Source organism: Pseudomonas poae, from assembly GCA_028869255.1.
Classification (GTDB): domain Bacteria; phylum Pseudomonadota; class Gammaproteobacteria; order Pseudomonadales; family Pseudomonadaceae; genus Aquipseudomonas; species Aquipseudomonas poae_C.
Genome location: CP110972.1, coordinates 3372309 through 3394619, shown reverse-complemented (window position 1 = coordinate 3394619; position 22311 = coordinate 3372309). Strand labels below are relative to the sequence as shown.

20 protein-coding genes and 2 pseudogenes are annotated in these 22311 nt (G+C 61.0%); 18 read left to right on the top strand and 4 right to left on the bottom strand.

Going from position 1 to position 22311, the window contains the following annotated elements; translation table 11 throughout:
* Positions 1-105 precede the first annotated feature (105 nt).
* The 7 genes from pstS (at position 106) to LRS56_15130 (ending at position 6333) form a co-directional block, all read left to right on the top strand.
* Entirely contained in the window at positions 106-1137 is a 1032-nt protein-coding gene (gene pstS / locus LRS56_15160) for a phosphate ABC transporter substrate-binding protein PstS (GenBank protein WDU65661.1), read from the top strand.
* A 71-nt stretch (positions 1138-1208) separates the two neighbouring features.
* Positions 1209-2177 carry a phosphate ABC transporter permease subunit PstC gene (gene pstC / locus LRS56_15155; GenBank protein WDU65660.1) on the top strand — a complete coding sequence of 323 codons (969 nt, stop codon included), beginning with the start codon at positions 1209-1211 and terminating at the stop codon, positions 2175-2177.
* The gene (gene pstA / locus LRS56_15150; GenBank protein WDU65659.1) at positions 2174-3067 is read left to right on the top strand and encodes a phosphate ABC transporter permease PstA; all 894 of its coding nucleotides are present in this window, start codon (positions 2174-2176) and stop codon (positions 3065-3067) included. The genes pstC and pstA overlap by 4 nt, the downstream gene beginning before the upstream one ends.
* Positions 3068-3142: 75 nt before the next feature.
* Positions 3143-3904, top strand: coding sequence for a phosphate ABC transporter ATP-binding protein PstB (gene pstB, locus LRS56_15145; protein ID WDU65658.1), 762 nt, complete (start codon positions 3143-3145; stop codon positions 3902-3904).
* 31 nt (positions 3905-3935) lie between these two features.
* On the top strand, positions 3936-4634 hold the full coding sequence (locus LRS56_15140) for a hypothetical protein (protein ID WDU65657.1): 699 nt from the start codon (positions 3936-3938) through the stop codon (positions 4632-4634).
* Positions 4634-5221: a hypothetical protein gene (locus tag LRS56_15135; protein ID WDU65656.1), complete on the top strand. Its 588-nt coding sequence runs from the start codon at positions 4634-4636 to the stop codon at positions 5219-5221. The genes LRS56_15140 and LRS56_15135 overlap by 1 nt, the downstream gene beginning before the upstream one ends.
* A gap of 293 nt (positions 5222-5514) precedes the next feature.
* Entirely contained in the window at positions 5515-6333 is an 819-nt protein-coding gene (locus LRS56_15130) for a FadR/GntR family transcriptional regulator (protein ID WDU65756.1), read from the top strand.
* Between the two features lie 279 nt (positions 6334-6612).
* On the opposite strand, the pseudogene LRS56_15125 reads toward LRS56_15130, so the two are convergent.
* Positions 6613-7065: pseudogene (locus LRS56_15125) on the bottom strand (NAD(P)-dependent oxidoreductase).
* A gap of 80 nt (positions 7066-7145) precedes the next feature.
* Complete coding sequence (locus tag LRS56_15120; protein ID WDU65655.1) at positions 7146-7871, bottom strand: porin; 726 nt, start codon at positions 7869-7871, stop codon at positions 7146-7148.
* A 361-nt stretch (positions 7872-8232) separates the two neighbouring features.
* Here LRS56_15120 and LRS56_15115 point away from each other — a divergent pair.
* The 10 genes and pseudogenes from LRS56_15115 (at position 8233) to LRS56_15070 (ending at position 19749) form a co-directional block, all read left to right on the top strand.
* Positions 8233-9388 (top strand): annotated as a pseudogene (locus LRS56_15115) (mandelate racemase family protein).
* Positions 9389-9460: 72 nt separating this feature from the next.
* Entirely contained in the window at positions 9461-11071 is a 1611-nt protein-coding gene (locus LRS56_15110; protein WDU65654.1) for an ABC transporter substrate-binding protein, read from the top strand.
* 21 nt (positions 11072-11092) lie between these two features.
* Positions 11093-12130 (top strand): ABC transporter permease, encoded by a 1038-nt coding sequence (locus LRS56_15105; protein ID WDU65653.1) that lies wholly within the window; start codon positions 11093-11095, stop codon positions 12128-12130.
* Positions 12131-12175: 45 nt separating this feature from the next.
* Entirely contained in the window at positions 12176-13780 is a 1605-nt protein-coding gene (locus LRS56_15100; protein ID WDU65652.1) for an ABC transporter substrate-binding protein, read from the top strand.
* 35 nt (positions 13781-13815) lie between these two features.
* A complete protein-coding gene (locus LRS56_15095) occupies positions 13816-14733 on the top strand; it encodes an ABC transporter permease (protein WDU65651.1) in 918 nt (305 codons plus the stop codon).
* A 15-nt stretch (positions 14734-14748) separates the two neighbouring features.
* Entirely contained in the window at positions 14749-15588 is an 840-nt protein-coding gene (locus LRS56_15090; protein WDU65650.1) for an ABC transporter ATP-binding protein, read from the top strand.
* 10 nt (positions 15589-15598) lie between these two features.
* Positions 15599-16375, top strand: coding sequence for an ABC transporter ATP-binding protein (locus LRS56_15085; protein ID WDU65649.1), 777 nt, complete (start codon positions 15599-15601; stop codon positions 16373-16375).
* A 189-nt stretch (positions 16376-16564) separates the two neighbouring features.
* Positions 16565-17476 carry a 5-dehydro-4-deoxyglucarate dehydratase gene (gene kdgD, locus LRS56_15080; protein ID WDU65648.1) on the top strand — a complete coding sequence of 304 codons (912 nt, stop codon included), beginning with the start codon at positions 16565-16567 and terminating at the stop codon, positions 17474-17476.
* A gap of 60 nt (positions 17477-17536) precedes the next feature.
* Positions 17537-17905 carry a 5-carboxymethyl-2-hydroxymuconate Delta-isomerase gene (locus LRS56_15075; protein ID WDU65647.1) on the top strand — a complete coding sequence of 123 codons (369 nt, stop codon included), beginning with the start codon at positions 17537-17539 and terminating at the stop codon, positions 17903-17905.
* A gap of 41 nt (positions 17906-17946) precedes the next feature.
* The gene (locus LRS56_15070; protein WDU65646.1) at positions 17947-19749 is read left to right on the top strand and encodes a glycoside hydrolase family 28 protein; all 1803 of its coding nucleotides are present in this window, start codon (positions 17947-17949) and stop codon (positions 19747-19749) included.
* A gap of 21 nt (positions 19750-19770) precedes the next feature.
* On the opposite strand, the gene LRS56_15065 is transcribed toward LRS56_15070, so the two are convergent.
* The gene (locus tag LRS56_15065) at positions 19771-20670 is read right to left on the bottom strand and encodes a LysR family transcriptional regulator (GenBank protein WDU65755.1); all 900 of its coding nucleotides are present in this window, start codon (positions 20668-20670) and stop codon (positions 19771-19773) included.
* A 157-nt stretch (positions 20671-20827) separates the two neighbouring features.
* Between LRS56_15065 and LRS56_15060 the strand changes: the two genes are divergently transcribed.
* The gene (locus LRS56_15060; GenBank protein WDU65645.1) at positions 20828-21838 is read left to right on the top strand and encodes an NAD(P)-dependent alcohol dehydrogenase; all 1011 of its coding nucleotides are present in this window, start codon (positions 20828-20830) and stop codon (positions 21836-21838) included.
* A 100-nt stretch (positions 21839-21938) separates the two neighbouring features.
* Here the strand turns inward: LRS56_15060 and LRS56_15055 are convergent, their stop codons facing one another.
* Positions 21939-22298: a LysR substrate-binding domain-containing protein gene (locus LRS56_15055; protein ID WDU65644.1), complete on the bottom strand. Its 360-nt coding sequence runs from the start codon at positions 22296-22298 to the stop codon at positions 21939-21941.
* Positions 22299-22311: the final 13 nt, after the last annotated feature.

Sequence of the window (22311 nt, the reverse complement as noted above, 5' to 3'; positions counted from 1 at the left end):
TAGTGGCAAAAAGGGACAAAAGTGCCCTTGCCACCCAATTTTCATAAAAACGTAACAAACCTATAGCAGAGTGCGCGGAGCCCGTTATCACAAGGAGTTCCCTGAATGAAAAGCTTGATGAAGTCTGCTGCACTCGCCGTTGCGGTTTCTCTTTGTGCCAGTTCCTTGGCTTTCGCTGACGAAAGCGTCCGCTTGACCGGTTCGGGTGCCAGTTTCCCGGCACCGATTTATCTGACCTGGTTCAAGGATTTCAGCAAGAAAACCGCAGGTGTCACCGTGGACTATCAATCCAAGGGCAGCGGCGCAGGTGTTCAGGACTTTTTGAACAAGACCGTTGACTTCGCCGCCAGTGACTCGGCGATGAAAGACGAAGACATTGCCAAGGTTGCCGAAGGCGTGCAGCTGCTGCCGATGACCGCCGGTGAAATCGTCCTGGCGTTCAACCTGCCGGGCAACCCTAAAGAACTCAAGTTGCCACGCGATGTGTACTCCAACATCTTCCTGGGCAAGATCACCAAGTGGAACGATCCTCAGATCGTCGCCGCCAACCCGGGCCTGAAACTGCCGGATATGCCGATCACCGTGGTGGTGCGTGCAGACTCCAGCGGTACCACTGCGGTGTTCACCAAGCACTTGGCGGCCATCAACGCTGAATTCCAGAAAGACCTGGGTGAAGGCAACACGGTTAACTGGCCAGCCAGCGACAAATTCATCAAATCGCCGAAAAACGATGGTGTGACCGCTACCGTGCGCCAGACCCCGGGCGCGATCGGCTACATCGAATACGGCTTCGCCAAGCTGGCCAAGGTTGACTTTGCCCAGCTGCAGAACAAAGCCGGCAAGTACGTCGTACCTAACGCAGAAAGCGGTGCCGAGGCGCTGGCCGCTGTGAAAATGCCGGAAAGCCTGGTGGCCTGGCTGCCTGACCCGGACGGTGCCAAGTCCTACCCGATCACTTCCTACACCTGGATGATCTTCCGCAAGGACAACGGCAACCCGGCCAAGGCCAAGGCTATGCGTGAAATGGTCGAGTACAGCCTGACCGAAGGTCAGAAAATTGCCGACTCGATGGGCTACATCCCGCTGCCGCAATCGGTGGTCGATCAGGTTCGCAAAGCTTCCGCCAACATCAAGTAACACGCGTGAGGCCTCTCTCGGTGTGCGCGTCAGCCACGCCGGGGAGTTTCCCCCTGTACCGGAATTAGCCAATGAACACACCTTTTGTCGTACCGGTTAACCCGGATTCTGCCTGCCAGCCGCCCTCTACGAAGGATTTTCTGGTTGATCGCACCTTCCGTGCGCTTGCGCGAATTGGGGTGGTACTGATTCTGGCGTTGGTCTTCGCCCTGGTCTTCGAGGTGGGACGCAAGGCCCTTCCAGGTATGGAAAAGCACGGCTTCGACGTGCTGTTCGGTAGCGTCTGGGACGTTAACCAAGGTAAGTACGGCATTTTGCCAGCCATTTGGGGCACGCTTTACAGCGCCCTCATCGCGTTGCTGATCGCAGGTTTTTTCGGCGTCAGCATGGCGATTTTCCTGACTCAGGATTTCCTGCCGGCCAAGCTGGCTGCGGTGTTCCGCACCATCGTCGAATTGCTCGCGGCCATCCCCAGCGTGGTGTACGGCCTGTGGGGCATCTACGTGGTGATCCCGGCGATTCGCCCGCTCACCGCATGGTTGAACAGTGAACTGGGATGGATCCCCTTTTTCGGCACGTCCTTGAGCGGGCCGGGGTTGCTTCCTGCGGCGCTGGTACTGGCCATCATGATCTTGCCGACCATTGCCGCCGTTTCCCAAGACGCCCTCACCAGCGTCCCGATGAAAACCAAGCAGGCCGCCTACGGCATGGGGACCACCCACTGGGAAGCGATTCTCAAGGTAATGGTGCCCTCCGCCGCCACCGGCATCTTCGGCTCCCTGGTCCTGGGCCTGGGCCGTGCGCTGGGTGAAACCATGGCGCTGGCCATGCTGGTGGGCAACGCGAACAACATTTCGCTTTCGCTGTTTGCGCCGGCCAACACCCTGGCGGCCTTGTTGGCGCTGAACTTCCCCGAAGCCGGGCCCAACGAGATCGAAGTGTTGATGTACGCCGCACTGGTGCTGATGTTCATCACGCTGCTGGTCAACATCCTCGGCTCCATGATCATGCTTTACGCTCAGCGGGGCACTAAACAATGACTGACCTCTCATCCCCAATCACCGCCATGCCGAGCCTGCAGCGCAAGTTCGAGGGTCGCGCCCTGCGCAGCCTGGTGCTGACCACACTGGTCTGGGCTGGCGCGCTGCTGGCCAGCGTGCCGCTGATTTCCGTGCTCTACATGCTGATTACCCGTGGCGGCGCCCGCCTGAGCCTGGAAGTGTTCACCGAACTGCCACCTACCGGTTTCGAAACCGGCGGCGGCTTCGGCAATGCCATGGCCGGTACCTTTGTCATGGTCGGTATCGCTGCCGCAATCGCGGTGCCGGTCGGCATCATGGCCGCGATCTTCCTGGCGGAACTGGGGCCGGACAGCAAGCTGGCAAATGCCTCACGTTTTGCCGCCAAGATGCTGACGGGCCTGCCTTCCATCCTGGCCGGCGTATTCGCCTACGCCCTGGTGGTGATGACCACCGGGACCTACTCGGCACCGGCAGGTGGCGTGGCACTGGCGGTACTGATGCTGCCGATCGTCGTGCTTACGGCTGAAGAGTCGATGCGCATGGTGCCCAAGATCATGAAAGACGCCGCCTACGGCATGGGCTGCACGCGCTCGCAGGTTATCTGGAAAATCGTCTTGCCCACCGGCATGCCGGCGATCCTCACGGGTGTGATGCTGGCCGTGGCGCGTGCCGCGGGCGAAACCGCACCGCTGTTGTTTACCGCGTTGTTCAGCAACTACTGGATCTACCACGACGGCAGCCTGGCGGTGATGAATCCGACGGCATCGCTGGCCGTGCTGATTTACAACTTTTCCGGCATGCCTTTCGACAACCAGCTGGAGCTCGCCTGGGCGGCCTCGCTGGTACTGGTGATGATCGTGCTGGTCGTGAATATCGTGAGCCGTATCTTCGGCAAGCCCAAGTATTAAGCAAGGGAGCACTGAACTTTGAACGTATCAACTGCGCAAATAGCCGCTCCGTTTATCACTAAAGAGCCTGTGGTCATGGACTGCAAGCTCGACAAGATTTTCTACGGCAACTTCATGGCCGTACGTGACAGCCATGTGCCGATCGAGAAAAACAAGATCACCGGTTTTATCGGGCCGTCCGGCTGCGGCAAATCCACCGTGCTGCGCAGCCTCAACCGCATGAACGACCTGGTGAAAGGCTTTCGCTTCGAGGGCCATGTGCATTTCCTCGGACAGGACGTGTACGGCAAGGGCGTCGACCCGGTGGTGGTGCGCCGCTATATCGGCATGGTGTTCCAGCAGCCGAACCCGTTTTCGATGAGCATCTTCGACAACGTCGCCTTCGGCCTGCGCCTCAATCGCTACAAGGGCGACCTGGGCGACCGCGTCAAGCATGCCCTGCAAGGCGCTGCGCTGTGGGATGAAGTCAAGGACAAGCTCAAGGTCAGCGGCCTGTCGCTCTCGGGCGGCCAGCAGCAGCGCCTGTGTATCGCCCGCGCCATCGCCACCGAGCCGGAAGTGCTGTTGCTGGATGAGCCGTGCTCGGCGCTCGACCCGATTGCTACCCGTCGGGTCGAGGAACTGATGGTCGAGTTGAAGAAGGATTACACCATCGCCCTGGTCACCCACAACATGCAGCAGGCGATCCGTGTAGCCGACACCACGGCGTTTTTCTCGGTGGATATTTCCCAGGGCACGCGCACCGGCTATCTGGTCGAGATGGGCCCGACCACCCAGATTTTCGGCAGCCCTCGCGAACAAATGACCGGGGACTACATCAGCGGCAAGTTCAGCTGACCGATTTATCTACTGTTTCTCAGGATTGCCAATGTCTGCAACACGTCGTCTTGATTTGCCCGCGATTGAACGCGCACTGCGTGAGGTCCAGAGCCGCTTCGCCGCGCTCAGCCGTGACTTTACCGAACCACGCGACCCCTTGACCGACGAGGTGCTGCAGAATGTGCTTGAAGGCTATGCCCTGATTGACGATTATGTCGCTCGCGGCGTCGACTTGTTTGACCTTCAGCAACTGAACCTGATGCTGGAGATCAACGCCACCGTGCTCTGCGGCAAAGACCCGGTACGCCGGCTGGAGTATGCCCAGCACCTGGCGGCGACCGAGCAGCACTTCTTCAACAATGTTGAAGGTGGCATCAAGGATTTGTACAGCTGGTACTGCAAGCACCACACCGAATCAGTCTGGAAGCGTGCCGCGGGTGTGTATGTGCGCATCCTCAGCAAGCCGCAGCTGTTTATCGAGGGCAATAATCGCAGTGGCTCGCTGATCGTCAGCTACTTGCTGATGCGCGACGGGTTTGCGCCGTTTGTGCTGACGCTGGATAACGCCGAGGGCTATTTCAACCCGTCCTCGGTCATACGCAATTCCGCTAAGCATGGCGTCAAAGCCCTGTACGAATTGCCCAAGATCAAGAAAAAATACGCGGCTTTCCTGGAAGATAAAGCGCCTGATCCCATGGAGTTTTTCCTCAGCGACACCCCAGCGCCTGCCTGCCAGGGAGGCCTTTGATGGAAAGGTATTCTGTGATGAGCACCCTCAAGCGTGTGTTCAAGCGCCCGCGAATCCGCGTGTCGTTCGACATCGACGACACGCTGGCCTGCCAGCTGCACCACAGCGCCGTCGAGCACAGCCGCCTGCCGGCCTGTGTGCACCGCTGGCTGGGCGAGCCGTTGCGCATGGGCACACGTTCCCTGACTCGCGAGCTGCGTCGCCAAGGGTGCAGTATCTGGGTGTATACCTCGTCCGGGCGCACGCCTTCCTACATCCGGCGTTGGCTGTTGCTGTACGGCATCCGTGTCGACGGTGTGGTCAATAGCGTGCTGCATAACCGCGCTTTGTCCGTACACGGGCTGTCGAACGCGCCCTCCAAATTCCCGCCGGCGTTCGATATCGACTTGCATGTCGATGATTCCGAAGGCGTGCGCAGTGAAGGCCATGACCACGGTTTTCGCGTGGTGGTGGTCGACCCGCAGGACGAGGACTGGGCACAGCGAGTGCTGGATGCCGTCGCACACCTGCAGGCTCAGTTGGCCCGCCAGCAACCGCAGCGGCACAAGCAGCCTGTACGGCCACGCGCGCAAGTGCTTTCGTCCTGAAACACGGCGTTTTTGCCGGGAATCTCCAGGTGGCCGGGTTTTTCATATCGGCAGTCGTCGTATAAGTCTTGCCTTCGTAGTGCAGGTTGGGTCATGCGTCATCGGATCCTTGTTTAGCTTGAGCGTTAAGCGCACACGGGTTTTGCGTGTTTCTTGGGCGGATGGCCGTGTCGCTGAGGCCGCGAATCGAATGTCCGCTGCATGAGAAGGCTTATCATGTAAGTGTCGACGTTGTCGTACAACTGAATGCGCTATGATGTGTGTTCATTCGCAAACCGAGATACCTGCTCTTGATGGACAACCCTAACGGCCAGCCCACGGTTCGTCGTCGGCACCGCAGCCTGGCCGAAGAGCTGGTCACCGAACTTTCCCGACGCATTTGTACCGGTGAACTGGCGCGTGCCACCAAGCTGCCTACCGAATCCGAAGTGATGGCCGAGCATGGCGTGAGCCGTACTGTGGTGCGTGAAGCCATCTCCCGTTTGCAAGCCGCGGGCCTGGTGGAAACCCGGCATGGCGTGGGCACCTTCGTGTGCGACATCCCCAGCCCCAGCGGGTTTCGGATCGACCCCGAGACCATCGTCACCCTGCAGGATGTGCTGGCGGTGCTCGAATTGCGTATCAGCCTGGAAGTCGAGGCCGCCGGCCTGGCGTGCGTGGGGCGTACCGTTGAGCAGCTGCAGGTGATGCGTGACTCGCTGGATGCGCTTAATTCACGGGCGGTCAGTGCCGACTATGCGGTGTCGGCTGACTTCCAGTTTCACCAGCAGATCGCGCTGGCCACCGGCAATCGTTATTTCACCGATATCATGCTGCACCTGGGGGCCAACATCCTGCCGCGCACTCGCGTGCATTCAAAACGCTTGGCCAACGATAACCAGGAACCTTACCTCGAGCGTTTGAGCCGCGAGCACGAAGACATCTACAAGGCGATTTTGCGCCGTGATGCGGACGCCGCCCGAGCGGCGATGCGCCTGCATTTGTCGAATAGCCGCGAGCGTATGCGTCGCGCCTATGAAGCCGCCGCCGCCGAGGCTTCGAAAGGCCCGGCCGCGGTGAACGCCCCCCCCTTGAAGCCGGCTGCCGGGCTCATCGGTGGGCGCTTGAGGTAACTGCTCGACCTTGGCGCGAAACACCTCGGAACTGTCCTGCGGCGCAAAGCCCAGGTGGGCTGCATGCCGATTGTTCCACCACAGGTTCTGGTTGTTCGAGACGCCGTACACCACGCTATGTCCCACCTCTTCGGCCAGCAAGGCGCGGGCCACCAGATGGTCCAGGTCGCTGTAGCTCAACCAGGTCGAGAGCATCCGCCGATTGCGCGGCTCGGGGAATGACGAACCGATGCGCAGGCTCACGGTTTGAATGCCATAGCGGTGAAAGTAGAAGGCCGCGAGGTCTTCGCCGTACGCCTTGGAGAGCGCGTAGTAACCGTCCGGGCGGCGCTGGGAATGCGCATCCAGCTCAACGTCCTGCGGGTAGAACCCGGTAACGTGGTTGGAGCTGGCAAACACAATCCGCTTGATCCCCTGTTGCCGCGCCGCCTCATAGATATGGAAAGTGCCGCGGATATTCGCGTCGAGAATCTCTTCGAACGGCCGCTCCACTGAAATCCCGCCCAAATGCACAATCGCGTCGACGCCTTCAGCCAGTGCCGCTACGGCGGCCTTGTCGGCCAGGTTGCACTGGATCACTTCGTCATGCGCGCCACCACTGGGCGCCATTGGGCTGATGTCCGAAGCCCGGACGATAGCGGCGTGGGCCTGCAGGGTTTCGCGCAGGATTTGCCCCAGGCCGCCGGCGGCGCCGGTCAGCAGAATGCGTGTGAAGGGTTTGGGTTGAGTCATGGTCAGGTCTTCCATCGAGGTGAAGGCAGGGCGCTTGCCCGGCGAGCGATGCGCGCTCGCCGGGCAAGCCGCGTGCGGCATTACATGAAGTTGTATTGAACGCCCAGGCGCCAGCGTGCCTGGCGGTCTTCGGAGGTGGCGTTGACTTTCACATCGCCAATTTCCATGAACGGTGCCCACTGCTTGTTGAGTTTGTATTTGACGATCAGGTTCTGTTCGTAATCGCTCTTCTTGTTGTCGTAGCGGATGTAATCGGTCTTGAAATAGATGAACTGGTATTCGTACGCCCACTTGCTGGCCGGCGTGTAGCCGAGCCAGCCCTCGAAACGGTGGGTGGTCTGGTCGTCCTTGATGTGGTCGGGCATGTCTTTGTTGACCTGGTCGCGGTCCAGTTTCTTGGCGTCCAGGCGATAGCGCGTGGCGACGTAGAAGGCGTCATCGATCTTGTAGTTGTACTTGAGGCCGAACTTGTAGGTGGTCGAGTCTTTAGAACTGTCCATCTGGAACGCCGGGGTCAGCGTCGATTGCGGGCTGAGCTTGTAGTTGTAGCTCACGGTGAACTCGTGCCCGTTGTTGACCATGTTGTCGTAGGCGACGTCTTTGCGGTCCCCCGCCGTGCGGTATTTCATTTCCGCTTCAAAGCCCAGACCACTGTCCAGCCGATAGCCGAGCTTGATGCGATCGGCGTGGGCGCTGTCGTCCTCGGTGAACTGGTGGCGGTAGTTGATGCTGGCAGAATCAGCGCTGGCACAGAGCGGCAGGCTGAGGGTCGCGACAGTAACGAGCGTGCGTAGGGTGGTGTTCATACGGTCTTCTTTTTTTGTTTTTGTTAGGGTCGTTTGACGGGTACTACGGCAGTAGGTTGTTGCGTGTGGCTCTCATTTAAGGTGCCGATATACGTTATCGTACGACAAGATGACTCGTCTATGGTTTATCGGTAGTTTAGAAACATTTTGAAACGAATACAGCCTGTGAATAGGGTTTTACAGCAATCCATGTTATTCCTTGGTTGTCTTTAAATTCGGGGGTTTTGGGGCTGTTTAGCGAAAAGTCCTACAAGATCGGGTCTGGCTATTGGGTCTTTTCAAGTGTTGTACGATGACTTATGCTCGGTCTCAACAGGCGACATTCCCCGTCAAAAATCCAATAACAAGGCTAAAGACGTCCATGAGAATTACAGCAGTCAACGTCCAGGTATTTTCTTACCCAACCCGCCGCGCCGTGGACAGCGCCGGCCATGCCCACCCCGGTGATGTCACCCAGGCGCAGATGGCTTTGCTGCGCATCCAGACCGAAGACGGGCAGGAGGGCTATGCCTTCGGCGCCCCCGAATTGATCCGCCCGTATGTGCTGGATGGTTTCGTGCGCAAAGTGCTGGTCGGCCAGAACGCGTTTGATCGCGAAAAAAATCTGGCAAGACCTCGCGCATTGGCAGCGCGGCAGCGCCAGCCAGTTGACTGACCGCGCCCTGGCTCTGGTTGAGCAAGCGCTATGGGACTGGGCGGGGCGCAAACTGGGGGTGCCGGTGCACAAGCTGATCGGTGGTTTCCGCGACAAGGTGCCGGCCTATGGCTCCACCATGTGTGGCGACGAATTGCCCGGCGGCCTGGCGACGCCGGAAGACTACGGCCGGTTTGCCGAAACCCTGGTGCAGCGCGGCTACAAGGCCATCAAGCTGCACACCTGGATGCCGCCGGTGTCTTTTGCGCCAAGCCCGCGTATTGATGTCAAAGCCTGCGCTGCGGTGCGTGAAGCGGTCGGGCCGGATATCGCGCTGATGCTCGACGGTTACCACTGGTACAGCCGCACCGAAGCGCTGTACATCGGCCGCGAGTTGGAGAAACTCGACTTTGCCTGGTTCGAAGAGCCGATGATGGAAGAGTCCGCCGAGTCCTATGCCTGGCTGGCGGGGCAGTTGGATATCCCGGTGCTGGGGCCGGAAACCCTGTCGGGCAAGCACTTGAGCCGTGCCAGTTGGGTCAAGCACGATGTATGCGATATTTTGCGCGCCGGTGTCGCGGGCGTCGGTGGCATTGCGCCGTGCCTGAAGGTTGCGCACCTGGCCGAATCCTTCGGCATGGATTGCGAAATCCACGGCAACGGCGCGGCCAACCTGGCGGTGGTCGGTGCGATCAAAAATTGCACCTGGTATGAGCGCGGCCTGCTGCACCCTTACCTGGATTACGACGAAGTGCCGGCCTATCTCAAGCGTCTGGTCGACCCGATGGACAGCGACGGTTTTGTGCACTTGTCCGACTTGCCGGGCCTGGGTGAAGACATCGATTTCAACTACATCGAGACCAACACGCTTAAAAGCTTCTGACGTGTATGCGGGCCGCCCGGCATCAGTCGGGCAGCCCGAGCGCCCTATAAATATAAAAAAGGCACTCTCGCTATGACTAAATTCCCTTCGCTGTGGGCGCGGGTATTCGTCGCCGCCCTGGCGTTTACCGCAGTACCTGCAAGCTTTGCCAAAACGCCGGCCGATCAACTGATCGTCGGCATGAGCATGATCAACCTGTTGTCCCTGGACCCGGCCGCTGCCACCGGGCTGGACGTGTCGGAGATCAATGCCAACCTCTATGACATGTTGCTGGTGCAGGACGTGGCCCAGCCTGATCGCCTGGTGCCGGCGCTGGCCGAGCGCTGGCAGGTCAGTGAGGACCGCAAGACCCTGACCTTCAACCTGCGCGACGGGGTGAAGTTTCAGTCGGGCAATGACCTGACGGCCGAAGACGTCGCGTGGTCGCTGCAGCGGGTGCTCAAGCTCAACCTTGCACTGGCCTCGACCTGGAAAGCCTATGGCTTCACGGCCGAGAACGTCGAGCGCTATATGCGCGCCACGGATGCCGCGACCTTCGTACTGGAACTGCCGCGCCCGACCGACCCTTTACTGGTGCTCAACACCCTGGCGACCTCGCCGAGTGCGTTTATTCTCGACCGCAAAAAAGTCCTCGAACACCAGAAGAATAACGACATGGGCGCCGCCTGGCTGGTGACCCACGCGGCCGGCAGTGGCGCGTTCGTACTCAATGACTGGCGGGCCAACGACGTGATCCTGATGAGCCGCTTCGACGGCTACTGGGGTGGTCCGGCCAAGCTCAAGCGTATCGTCATGCGCAACATGACCGAGTCGCAATCGCTGCGTTTGATGGTCGAGCGCGGTGACCTGGACATCGCCAAAGGCATGTCCGCGCCGGATATCGAAGCCTTGCAGAAAAGCGACAAGGTACGCACCCAGACCTTGCAGCGCGGCACCTTGTATTACGTGGCACTGAGCGTGAAGCAACCGATGTTTGCCGACGCCCGTGTGCGCAAGGCGGTGCGTGCGCTGATCGACTACCAGGGTATCAACCAGACGGTCATGCCGCATTACGGCGTGATCAATCAACGGCCGCTGCCGTTGGGCCTGCCCGCACGCCTGCCGGACCCCGGCTATACCCTCAATGTCGAGCAAGCCAAGGCCTGGCTGGCCGAAGCTGGTTACCCGAACGGGTTCAAGACCACCATCCGTGTGCTGGCCGAGCCGCCGTTTATCAACATCGCCTCCAACCTGCAGTCGACCCTGGCCCAAGCCGGTATCCAGGCCAGCATCGTGACCGGCACCGGCAACCAGATCTACGGTGCGATGCGTGAGCGCAGCTTCGACATTATCGTCGGGCGTGGCGGCGGCGGGGCGGAGCGTCATCCGCATTCAAGCCTGCGCACGCTGGTGTACAACCCGGACAACCGCGATGAAGCCAAGCTGACCAACTTTCAGGGCTGGCGCACCTCGTTTTACAGCCCCGAACTGAACCAGTTGATCGAGCAGGCGGAAGTCGAGCCGGACGCCGCCAGGCAACTGGCGCAGTACCGTGAAATCCAGGCGCAGGTCGATCAGCAGGTCGGCGCGATTCTGCCGGTCTCGCAAATGACCGACACCGTGGTGGTGTACAGCGATGTGGCCGACTTCCAGGGCCATACGGCCGCGACCACGCGCTACAAAGACGTCTACAAGAAGCGCTGACCGATTTATCAGGAGCTCACTATGTTTGTTATGACTGCCTCTGCCATGGGCGCTCGCGCTTCCAATACGCTACGACGCGCCGGCACGGTGCTGGTGACGTTGCTCGGCCTGCTGGCCCTGACCTTTGTGATCGGTCGGGTGATGCCGCTGGACCCGGTGCTGGCGGTGGTCGGGCCGGACGCGGACAGCTCCACTTATGACCAGGTGTACCGGTCGATGGGGCTGGACCAGCCGATCTGGACCCAATTCGGCCTCTACCTCAATGACCTGCTTCACGGTGATTTCGGCAATGCCTTGCTGACCGGCCACCCGGTGCTGGACGACATCCTGCGGGTGTTTCCGGCGACCATCGAGCTGGCCACCCTGGCGATTCTGTTCGGTGTACTGATCGGCTTGCCGCTGGGCGTGTGCGCCGCCAGTAACCAGGGGCGCCTGGGCGATCACGTGGCCCGCGTGATCACCTTGTTCGGTTACTCCACACCGATTTTCTGGCTGGGCATGATGGGCCTGCTGGTGTTTTACGCCTGGCTCGGCTGGGCCGGTGGAGCAGGGCGCATCGACCTGGCCTATGACGGCATGGTGCCCGAGGTCACCGGCCTGCTGCTGATCGATGCCAGCCTGGCGCGTGACTGGGAAGCCTTCGCCAGTGCCTTGCGCCACATCGTGTTGCCGGCGCTGATTCTTGGCCTGAACTCGGTGGCGTACATCAGCCGGATGACCCGCAGTTTCATGCTGGAGCAGCTGTCCCAGGAATACATCATCACCGCTCGGGTCAAGGGCTTGTCCCGCCGCCAGGTGGTGTGGGGGCATGCCTTTCGCAACATCCTCGTGCAGCTGCTGACGGTGGTCGCGCTGGCCTACGGCTCGTTGCTGGAGGGCGCGGTGCTGATCGAAACGGTGTTCGCCTGGCCGGGGTTCGGCCAGTACCTGACCAGCAGCTTGATGCTCGGTGACATGAACGCCGTGATGGGCTGCGTGCTGGTGATCGGGCTGATTTTTGTCGCTCTCAACCTGATCAGCGACGCGCTGTACAAGGTGTTCGACCCACGTACTCGTTAATGCGCCACGCAGTACCGATAAAACTATAAGAAGAAGGATTTTTGAATGACAACTGCATTTTCGACACTGCGCTTCAGCCTGCTGGCGGCTGCCCTGGCCCTGGGCCCCATGGCGCACGCCAAGACCCCGGCCGATCAACTGATTGTCGGCATGAGCATGGTCAACCTGTTTTCCATCGACCCGGCCAATGCGCCTGGCCTGGATGCGTCGGGCGTCAACGCCAACCTCTATGACACCCTGGTCAAGCGCGATCAGGGCAACCCCGAAAAACATCTGCCGCAGTTGGCCGAGCGCTGGGACATCAGCGAGGACGGCAAACAGGTGACATTTCATCTGCGCCAGGATGTGAAGTTTCATTCGGGCAACCCGCTGACGGCCGAGGACGTTGCCTGGTCGCTGTACCGGGTGATGAAACTCAATTTCGGCCTGGCCACCACCTGGAAGGCTTATGGCTACAGCGTCGAGAATATCCAGGCGCTGATCCGCGCCACGGATGCGCATACCCTGGTGGTCGACCTGCCGCAAACCATGGACCCTTTGCTGTTGGTCGACTCCCTGGCAATCTCGCCGAGCGCCGTGGTAGTGGACCGCAAGACTGCCCTGGCGCATGAAAAAAATGGCGACCTGGGTGCCGGCTGGTTGGTCACCAACGAGGCGGGCAGCGGGCCCTTCGTGCTGACCAAGTGGAGTGCCAACGACTCGTTGCTGCTGACCCGTTTCGACGGCTACTGGGGTGGCGCGGCCAAACTCAAGCGCGTGGTGGTGCGGCACATGACCGAATCCCAGTCCCTGCGCCTGATGCTTGAGCGCGGTGATCTGGACCTGGCCTACGGCATGGCCGCACCGGACATTCGCGCCATCGACGGCTCGGACAAAATCAAGGTGCAGTCGTTGCCACGGGGCACCATGTACTACGTAGCCATGAGCATGAAGCAGGCGGAATTTGCCAAGCCAAAAGTGCGTGAGGCGGTGCGCAACCTGATCGACTACCAGGGCCTGGACACCCAGGTCATGCCGTACTACGGCAAGCTCAACCAGCAGCCGATGCAACTGGGCCTGGAGGCGCGTTTGCCGGATCCGGGTTATCACATGGATGTGCCCCGGGCGAAAAAACTGCTCGCAGAAGCGGGGTACCCCGAAGGGTTCAACACCACTATCCGTACGCTGTCGGAACCGCCGTTCATTGATATCGCCGCACGCCTGCAGGCCACGCTGGCCGAGGGCGGAATCAAGGCGAATATCGTTACCGGCACCGGTAACCAGGTGTACGGGGCGATGCGTGCGCGCAATTTCGAGATCATCGTGGCCCGGGGCGCCGAGCGCTACCCGCATCCGTATTTCAGCTTGCGCACGTTTGCCTATAACCCCAACAACAGTGACGACGCCGGCTTGCCGAATTTCCAGGGCTGGCGCGCCTCGTTCTTCAACCCGCAACTCAACAGCCTGATCGACCAGGCCGGCGTTTCGCGGGATGCGGCGCAGCGCGTCAACTTGTATCACCAGGCGCAAAACCTCTACGACCAGCAAGTGGGGCCGATCCTGATGATTTCGCAGATGACCGACACCGTGGTCAGCGCTGCCGACGTCAAGGGTTTCACCGGTGACGACGCCGAGGCCACCCGCTACCTGGGTGTCTACAAGCAGCGTTGAGCGGGCCGTCCTCACATTACCCAGAGAAGATGCTTATGAATGCCAATCTGTCTTCCATCGAAACAGCGGCAAAGCGGCCGCTGGATCGTTCCCCCGGCTCCAGCTTCGATGCCTTGTGCAAAAGCGGCCTGCGGATTCTGCGGCACCTGTTGCGTAACCCCATGACCCTCGCGGGCCTGCTGGTTGCGCTGTTGCTGGTGGTGGTAGCTGCCTTTGCACCCTGGATCGCCACGCATGATCCGGTCGCGCAAAACCTCGCCAATGCGTTGCAGGCGCCCGGTGCGGCGCACTGGTTCGGTACCGATGAATATGGCCGCGATATTTTCAGTCGGCTGGTCTACGGTTCGCGGATCACGCTGTACATCATTGCCCTGGTGACGGTGATCGTCGGCCCTATCGGGCTGTTTATCGGGACGGTGTCGGGCTATTTCGGCGGCGCCGTCGACACGGTGTTCATGCGCCTGACCGATATCTTCATTTCCTTCCCCAGCCTGGTGCTGGCGCTGGCATTCATCGCCGCCCTGGGCCCTGGCCTCGAACACGCAGTGGTGGCGATTGCCTTGACCTCCTGGCCGCCGATTGCGCGGCTGGCGCGGGCGGAAACCTTGTCTTTGCGCAACGCCGATTTTGTGGTCGCGGTAGAGCTGCAAGGGGCGTCGCCGGCGCGGATTATCCTGCGCCACATCGTGCCGATGTGCCTGTCGTCGGTGATCATTCGCCTGACCATGAACATGGCCGGGATCATCCTCACCGCCGCCGCCCTGGGCTTTCTCGGCCTGGGTGCCCAGGCGCCGCTGCCGGAGTGGGGCGCGATGATCTCCACCGGCCGGCGCTACATGCTCGAATGCTGGTGGCTGGTGGCTGTACCGGGCGCGGCGATCATGTTGGTCAGCCTGGCCTTCAACCTGTTGGGCGATGGCCTGCGCGACATCCTTGACCCGCGCAGCGAGTAACCGGAGGAACACCTTATGTCCGCGATCAAATTGAACGTCGAAGGGCTCAACGTGCGCTTCGTCAATGCCCAGAAAGAGACCCACGCCGTGCGCGATGTGTCCTTCACCCTGGGCCGGGAAAAACTCGCCATCGTCGGCGAGTCCGGCTCGGGCAAGTCCACGGTCGGGCGCAGCCTGCTCAAGCTGCATCCGCCGAGTGCAAAAATCACCGCCAAGACCCTCGCCTTTGGTGACGTCGACCTGCTGTCGGCGAGCGAAAAAGCCATGCAGAAAATCCGTGGCCAGCGCATCTCGATGATCATGCAGGACCCCAAGTATTCATTGAACCCGGTGGTCAAGGTCGGCGACCAGATTGCCGAAGCCTACCTGGCCCACCACAAGGCCAGCCGCAGTGATGCGCGTGAGCGGGTGCTGCAGATGCTTGAACAGGTGCACATCCGCGACCCCAAGCGGGTCTACAACCTGTACCCGCACGAAGTGTCCGGCGGCATGGGGCAGCGCATCATGATTGCGATGATGGTCATCACCCGACCCGAGGTGATCATTGCCGATGAGCCCACCTCGGCACTGGATGTGTCGGTGCGCCAGCAAGTGCTCAGCGTGCTGGAGGAGTTGGTGGAGCAGCAGCAGATGGGGCTGATTTTTGTCAGCCACGACCTCAACCTGGTGCGCAATTACTGCGACCGTGTGCTGGTGATGTACGCCGGGCGTGTCGTTGAGTCCCTGGCTGCCTGCGACCTGCAATACGCCGAGCACCCCTACACCCGTGGCCTGCTGGCCGCGTTGCCGAGCATGGATAACCGTCGCGTGCACCTGCCGGTACTCAAGCGCGACCCACTCTGGCTCACCCAATAAGGAGGCGACCATGCCCATGATCCAAGCGCACGCCTTGAACCTGAGCTTCGGCACAGGCCTTGCCATCAACCAGGTGCTGCACGACGTCAGCTTGAGTGTCGCCGACGGCGAATCGTTCGGCCTGGTGGGGGAGTCCGGTTCGGGCAAGACCACCGTGCTGCGCTGCCTGGCCGGGCAATACCGGCACTGGCACGGCGAGCTGAGCATTGCCGGTGCACCGCTGCAGCACAAAATCACCAAGGAACACTTTCGCAAGGTGCAGATGGTGTTCCAGGACCCCTACGGCTCACTGCACCCCAGGCACACCATCGACACCGCCTTGCGTGAGCCGCTGATTATTCACGGGGTAGGGGACAAGGACGACCGGATCAACGAGATCCTGCTCAAAGTCGGCCTCAACGACAGCTTTCGTTTCCGCTACCCGCACCAGCTGTCCGGTGGCCAGCGCCAGCGCGTGGCAATTGCGCGGGCGTTGATCCTTGAGCCACGCGTGCTGCTGCTGGATGAGCCGACCTCGGCCCTGGATGTATCGGTGCAGGCGGAGATCCTCAACCTGCTGGCCGACCTGCGTCAGCGCGAGAAACTCACGTACCTGCTGGTCACCCATGACCTGGGTGTGGTGACCCACCTGTGTGACCGGGTGGCGGTGATGCAACACGGTAAAATCGTCGAGTTGCTTGACTGCCAGGCCCTGAGCCAAGACCTGGCGGTGCACGATTACACGCGCATGCTGGTGCAGGCCAGTCGTGATTTCAGTCAGGAGTCGGAACGACGTCACGTAGGCTAAAAGCCAAGTCATCGTATGACTTAGGTATTATTTATTTATCCGTAAAGTGTTTAGTCGCCATATTTCATTGAGGTAAGCGGCATTCCTCAATGAAATGGCGTTTAGAGGTTGGCACTGATCAATCTATAGTTGTACGATGACGTACCTCTTAAGGTATTCCATTCATTTTCGATTTGAGGTTTGCGAACCATGACGCCACAAGAATTAAAAACAGTCCTGTCTTCCGGCTTGCTCTCGTTTCCGGTCACCGACTTTGACGCCGCCGGCGACTTCCGTGCCGACACCTACGCACGTCGCCTGGAGTGGCTGGCGCCCTATGGCGCCAGTGCGTTGTTTGCCGCAGGCGGCACCGGGGAATTCTTTTCCCTGGAGCCCAAGGAATACACGCAGATCATCAAGACTGCCGTTGACACCTGCAAAGGCCAGGTGCCGATCCTCGCCGGTGCCGGTGGCCCTACACGCCAGGCCATCGCCTATGCCCAAGAGGCTGAGCGCCTGGGTGCCGCCGGTATTTTGCTGATGCCGCATTACCTCACCGAAGCCAGTCAGAAGGGCCTGGTGGCGCATGTCGAGCAGGTGTGCAACTCGGTGGACTTCGGTGTGGTGGTGTACAACCGCAACCTGTGCCGTCTCAACGCCGACAGCCTGGAACAACTGGCCGAGCGCTGCCCGAACCTGATCGGCTTCAAGGACGGCATTGGTGAGGTTGAATCCATGGTCAGCATCCGCCGCCGCCTGGGCGAGCGCCTGACCTACCTCGGCGGCCTGCCGACTGCAGAGGTGTATGCCGCCGCCTATAAGGCGCTTGGCGTGCCGGTGTATTCCTCGGCGGTGTTCAATTTCATCCCGAAAACCGCGATGGATTTCTACCGCGCCGTGGCTGCCGACGATCACGCCACAGTGGGCCGCCTGATCGATGATTTCTTCCTGCCGTACCTGGCGATTCGTAACCGTTGCGAAGGCTATGGCGTGAGCATCGTCAAGGCCGGTGCGCGCCTGGTGGGCCATGATGCCGGGCCGGTGCGAGCGCCGCTGACCGACCTGCTGCCCGATGAAGTGGAGCAGTTGGCCGTGCTGATCAAGTCCCTCGGCGCGCAATAAGGCGTCAGTCTGCGGCGCCCCGGTGGCGCCGCTGTTTTATGTAATCGCAAGGAGTTGAGCATGCCTCACTGCATTATCGATTGCCCCGTAACCCTGGCCCAGCGCGTCGGCGAACAGACCCTGCTGGCTGCCGTGCATGACGCCCTCGACGGGCTTGGCTTGTTCAAGGCGGGGGATATCAAGGTACGCCTGAACGCTTTTACCCATTACCGTTGCGGCACGACCCAGGATGAGTTCGTGCACGTTGCGCTGTTCCTGTTCGCCGGGCGCAGCGTGGAGCAACGCCGCAGCCTGGCCTCAACCACCATGGCGGCGCTGGTGGCGTTACTGCCGCAGGTGGAGAACCTGTCCATGGATGTGCGAGAGATGCCGCGAGAGACCTTCGTCAATCGCAGCCAGTACCTGGAAGAAAGCGTGGCGTCGGCGTAACGCCGCCTCACTGTAAAACCGGCAAAAACAAGGAGAACAACATGCCGTATCAACCCCCTCGAAACACTGCGATGCGTGGCGCACTGGTGCTTCTGGCACTCGGCTGCAGCCCGCTGTCCTGGGCCCTGCAAGCGCCTTCAAAGGTGCAAGTACCGACGCTGGCGTTTGATGATCGGGAAATCATTCTGGTCTGGGAAAAGCCCGCCGAGCACGCTGATATCAAGGATTATCGGGTGTATGCCAACGGCACGCTGTTGGGCGCCAGCAATGCCAACCATGATCAGGTATCTCCGGCCAAACCCTACATCGACCATTTCTACCAGCAAGACACCGCGAACTTTCACCATCGCATCGGCCTTCACAGCTACACCGCACAAGGTCTGAAACCGGACACCGCCTACCGCTTCACCGTGCGCTCGGTGGATGGCAATGGCAAAGAGTCCGCCGACAGCCCGCCCGTGCTGCAGCGCACCCGCAAAGCCCCGGTGATTTTCGACGTAAGAACCTACGGCGCCAAGGGCGATGGCACGCACCTCGATACCCAGGCGATCCAGAGCGCCATCGATGCCTGCACGGCGGGCTGCACCGTGTTGCTGCCCAAGGGCACCTACAAAAGCGGGGCGCTCTACCTCAAGAGCAATATGACCCTGGAGATCGCCGAGGGCGCGACCCTGCTCGGTTCCGAGCGCGCCGAAGATTACCCGCTGGCGGGCTATGTCCAGTACCCGTATTCCAGCACCGTACGCCCGGCCTCGCTGATCAACGCGTTGCCGCGTGACCCGCGTCAGCATCAGGCGTTCGAGAATATCCGCATCGTCGGCAAAGGCACCCTCGATGGCAACGGCTGGAAGCGCAACCCCGATGTGATCGATGAGCGGGGCCAGGCATTGCCGTTTTACCTGCCCAGTGACAATACGCGGTATCTGCAAGACGGCATCCTGGCCAAGGCACAGGTGGAGCAAGCGGTGGCCCGCGGCATGAACGTCAAGGACGCCTATGGGCAGATGCGCTCCTCGCTGATTACCCTGCGCAACGTCAAAAACGTGTTCTACGGTGGTTTTACCGTGGTGAACCCGGCGTTCCACGGGATCATGAACCTGGAAACCGAGAACGTGGTGCTGGCCAACACCCGCCACATCACATACGACGCCAACAACGGTGACGGCATTGAGTTCGCCAACAGCAAAGGCGCAATGGTCTTCAATAACTTCTTCGACACCGGCGATGATTGTGTCAATTTCGCTGCCGGCACCGGTGCGGATGCCGTGCACCAACCGCCGCAGCAAGACGCGTGGATCTTCAATAATTACTTTCGCAAGGGCCACGGCATGGTGGTTGCCGGCAGCCACACTGGCGCGTGGATTCAGAACATCCTGGCCGAAGACAACGTCTCCGACGGCACCGACGCCGGGCTGCGCATGAAGAGCACCAACTTTATGGGCGGCGGGGCGCGCCATGTGATTTTCCGCGATTCGGCGCTGCGCAACACGGTCAAGCAGGCGTTCATCTTTACCCTGGACTACAACGACCCGAACGCCAAGCTCGACTACCGGCGCTCCACCGTTGCTGGGCAGTTCAAGGACATCCACGTCAGCAATGTCAGCGTCGAAAATGCCCAGGGCCGCGCACTCGAGGTCAAGGGTGACAGCGAGCACAACGCCTACCATACGGGCCTGGTGTTCGAGGATGTGCGTTTTCGCGGCGCCGCCGGGGCGCGGATTGACGGCTTGAAAGACTCGCGCTTTGAGCGCGTGGTGTTCAGCGGGCAGGGCGCCGTCAACCCATGGCAGATCACGGGCAGCTCGGGCTTGAGTTTCAAGGCGGTTGAGCCCGCGCCGAAGTAGGGCGCCGCAAAACCTGCGTGCCTAGCGTGCGCTGAACCAAGTGGGGTGCAGCGCCGGGAAATGCACTTTCAGCCACTCCACAAACGCGCCCACTTGCGGCGCAAGGTGGGTTCGGCTGGGGTACAGCACCGAGACCGGGCGCGGGCGCGGTCGAAAGGCGCTTAAGACCTCCACCAGTTCGCCGTTCGCCAGAAATGTCTCAACCGTAATGCCGGGCGCCTGAATCAGGCCAAACCCGGCCACCGCGCATTGCACATAGGCATTGGACTCGTTCACCGAAATGCCGACGCTTGGCACGTAGGGCAAATCCTCGCCGTCTACCGAGAAATGCCAGGGCAGTGGCCGCTTATTGTGCCCCGACAGGAAGTTGACCCCGCGATGCCGGGCCAGGCTGTGCACGGTGTCGGGCACGCCCCAGGCCTGCAAGTAGTCGGCAGAGGCGCAGGTCACCATGGTGGCGTTGCCTATCTCACGCGCAACCATGCTCGAGTCGGGCAATTCACCGATGCGCAATGCGCAATCAATGCCCTCGGCGACCAGGTCGACCGTGCGATCCGTCACGCCCAATACCAAATCGATATCGGGATACGCCACGGTAAACGTGCGCAGGCTTTCCATGAAGCTGCGCTGGGCAAAGGCCGTGGGGATATCCACGCGCAGCCTGCCGCGCAAGGTCGAACCGCTGCGATCAAACATCGCAGTGGCGTCGGCAATGGTCGCCAGGATCTCCTTGACCCGCTCGTAAAAGCGCTCGCCCTCGGCCGTCAGTTGCACCTTGCGTGTGGTGCGCTGGAACAAGCGCACGCCGAGTGACGCCTCCAGGTCCTGGATGGTGCGCGTGACGTGCGGGCGGCCGCTCTGGAGTGCGTCGGCGACTTTGGTAAAGCTGCCCAGCTCGGCCAATTTGGCGAACACCTGCATCGACTGTAAAAGCTCCATCTGCTTCTCCGTGCGTGGGATTGTTGCCCTGAAGGATAACAATCATGACCTGTTGCACGCATTTATCCCACCCGGCATTCGCTCGACACTGTGGCCCTCGCCGGCAGCACTGAGGCTGCCGGCCCCCTGGAGACAGACGATGAAAGCGTGGCTTTTGCAGGATTTCGGCTTGGACAATCTGGTGCAGGCCGAGGTTGAAACCCCCGTGCCCAAAGCGGGTGAGTTGCTGGTCAAGGTAGGCGCGGTCTCGCTCAACTTTCGCGACAAGGCGATTGTGGACGGGATCTACGAGCCGCAAAGCGTGCCCAAGCCGCTGATCCCGGTGAGCGATGCGGCAGGCACCGTGGTGGCTATCGGCGCCGGCGTCACGCGCTTTGCGCTTGGGGACCGGGTCAACTCCCATCTGTATTCGCGCTGGCTGGACGGCATGCCCGGCCCGGACGAACCGCACTACTGCTTTGGCTCGCCACTGCCGGGCGGGCTGGCGCAGTACATGATTATTCATCAAGACAGCGCCGTGCGCGCCCCGCACGACATGTCGGATGAAGAGGCGTCGACGCTGCCGATCGCCGCGCTGACCGCCTGGTACGCCCTGGTCGACTTCGGCCAGGTCCAGGCCGGCCAGACGGTGTTGGTGCAAGGCTCTGGCGGGGTTTCGGTGTTCGCCGCACAGATCGCCACGGCACTGGGCGCCAAGGTCATCGTCACGTCCAGTCGCGACGCAAACCTGGAGGCCTTGAAGCAACTGGGGGCCGTAGCGGGCGTGAACTACCGCACCCACCCCGAGTGGGCTGCCGAAGTGCTCAAGCTCACCGACGGGCAGGGCGTGGACTTGCTGCTCGACGTGGCCGGCGGTGACGGGATCAACCAGTCCATCGCCGCCACCCGGGTCGGTGGGCGCATTGCCCAGATCGGCTTCCTGACCGGCCAGACCAGCGCGTTGAACCTGATGCCGATGATCTTCCGGCAAACCACGATTCGCGGGATCGCCGTGGCGCCGCGCAGCTCGTTCGACCGCATGAATGCATTCTTGAACGAACATCGGATTCGCCCGGTGATTGATCAGGTGTACACGTTTGATCAGGCGCGAGAAGCCTACGAGCACCTGGCCAGGGGCCCGTTTGGCAAGGTGGTGATCAAGGTCGCGTAGGCCCTCACGCTTCCAGGCTGCTCAAATGGCTGTACAGGTTGGCGGCTTCCGGCGACAAACGTGCCGAGCGCCAGGATGCCGATCCCTAGGCCCGCCTCGATCATCCGGCAAATACCAACCTTAAGCGTTTGCCGCTGCTTGCGGCGTCATTGATACGCCGCAGCGGCGAGCAGCCCTGGTCCAGCGCCACGTAGTCGAAATCCAGGGTGTCGGCCAGGTTTACGCTTGCGTGCTGCGCCAGTGCATGGGTTTGCGGCACCCGCACCACCTGGCGGTCGCGTCGGTAGGGCCGGATGTGCAGGCCGGGGGCGGGCACATTGTCGGCAAAGATACCGATCTCGGCCTGGCCGTTTTCCAAGGCGTGAATGGTGCGGTCGCTTAAGGCGTCCTCCAGCTCGATGCGCACGTGGGGGTTGGCCGCCAGAAAGGTCGCCAGATCCTGCGCCAGGAACTGGATCACCGTCGAGGTCTTG